General features: G+C 65.6%; 1 protein-coding gene. It reads left to right on the top strand.

Features of this window, described 5'->3' with window-relative positions; all coding sequences use genetic code 11:
- The first annotated feature begins 58 nt into the window (after window positions 1-58).
- Window positions 59-1,129 carry an IS630 family transposase gene (locus tag IE318_RS44355; protein WP_444546224.1) on the top strand — a complete coding sequence of 357 codons (1,071 nt, stop codon included), beginning with the start codon at window positions 59-61 and terminating at the stop codon, window positions 1,127-1,129.

Here is a 1,129-nt window from a genome sequence, read left to right as displayed (position 1 = left end):
CTAGTGACCTGAGTCAGAGGTTCGTCGTTGGTTTGGTGTGAATCGTCGTGGACCGAAGATCCCGCCGTTGTCGGTGACGGATGCCCAGCGGGCTGTGCTCGAGGGGTGGGTGCGTCGCCGGTCGACGGCTCAGGCTCTGGCCTTGCGGTCCCGGATCGTTCTGGAGTGTGCCGAGGGCCACTCGATCATGGAGGTGTCACGGCGGTTGAAGGTCGCTCCCGACACGGTCCGCACCTGGCGACGGCGTTTCCTCGACCGCGGTCTGGACGGCCTGTCCGACGAGCCCAGGCCGGGAGTCCCCAGGAAGATCACCGATGCCGACGTGGAGCGGGTCATCGTCAAGACGCTCGAGGAGAAGCCACCGAACGCCACGCACTGGTCCACCCGGTCGATGGCGGCGGCGACCGGGATGTCCCAGTCGGCCGTCTCGAGGATCTGGCGTGCCTTCGCCCTGGCCCCGCATCGTTCCGAGAACTTCAAGCTGTCCACGGACCCGCTGTTCATCGACAAGGTCCGCGATGTGGTCGGCCTCTATCTCGACCCGCCGGAGAAGGCCCTGGTGCTGTGCGTGGACGAGAAGTCGCAGATCCAGGCCCTCGACCGGTCCCAGCCCGTCCTGCCGATGATGCCCGGCGTCCCCGAACGTCGCAGCCACGACTACGTCCGCGCCGGCACCACCACCCTGTTCGCCGCCCTGGAGGTCGCCACCGGCAAGGTGATCGGTTCCCTGCACCGGCGCCACCGGGCCGTGGAGTTCAAGAAGTTCCTGGCCAAGCTCGACAAGGAAGTCCCCGCCGGCCTCGACGTCCACCTCATCCTCGACAACTACGTCACGCACAAGACACCCGCCATCAAGAAGTGGCTGCTGGCACACCCACGCTTCCACCTGCACTTCACACCGACGAGTTCGTCCTGGCTGAACCTCGTGGAGCGATGGTTCGCCGAGCTGACGCAGAAGAAGCTCAAGCGCGGCGTCCACCGCTCCGTCCAGGCCCTCGAACGAGACATCCGAAACTGGCTAGCCGACTGGAACGAACATCCCAGGCCCTTCGCCTGGACCAAGACCGCCGACGAGATCCTCGACAAGGTGGCCGCCTACTGCCGAAGAATCTCTGACTCAGGTCACTAG

Origin of the sequence: Streptomyces spiralis (assembly GCF_014654675.1) — a bacterium.
Taxonomy (GTDB): Bacteria; Actinomycetota; Actinomycetes; order Streptomycetales; family Streptomycetaceae; genus Streptomyces; species Streptomyces spiralis.
Note: the sequence above shows the minus strand (reverse complement) of the source record. Positions and strands in the feature narration are given on the sequence as shown.